1 protein-coding gene is annotated in these 519 nt (G+C 54.7%); it reads right to left on the bottom strand.

Annotated elements, in window-relative coordinates:
• Positions 1–116: 116 nt before the first annotated feature.
• Positions 117–519: transposase (locus tag CFR72_RS16960; protein ID WP_146220789.1), on the bottom strand; the 403-nt coding region annotated here is incomplete at its 5' end.

The raw sequence follows: 519 nt of genomic DNA, 5'->3' as shown, positions 1-519 counted from the left end.
TAATTCCAGCGTCTCTTCAACAGACGTACCGCCACTCATCATATCCTGAATCATGGTTACCCATAGATTCAGAACTCAACACAAAATGCAACTGTAGTGCCAGGGCCTGTTGGGAATTAACGCGAATTGATGATTGCGGCGGTGAGATAAATCATCGCTGCGAATGATCTGTCGGTCTTGTCGCTCCTCATGGCGATGCGCTTGAACTCCTTGAGCTTGCAGAAAAAGTTCTCGATGAGGTGGCGCGCCTTGAACATGGCTCCATCGAACGGGCGTCTGTCGAGGCGGTTTTTGCGCTGGGGAATGACCACGCAGTCCCCTTGCGCGCGTATAGTGTCCACGATCCAGTGCACATCGAACGCCTTGTCGGCAAGAAGTCCCTTGAAATCCGCGGGTTCGAGAAGAGGCGCGACCCCGACTGTGTCGTAATGCTGGCCGGGGATAAGCGTAAAGCGGACCAGATTGCCCAGGGCGTCAGTCATGGCGACGATCTTGGTGGACCATCCCGTCACACTGCGC

The organism is Gluconacetobacter entanii, assembly GCF_003206495.1.
GTDB lineage: Bacteria > Pseudomonadota > Alphaproteobacteria > Acetobacterales > Acetobacteraceae > Novacetimonas > Novacetimonas entanii.
This window is presented reverse-complemented; position numbering and strand designations above follow the sequence as displayed.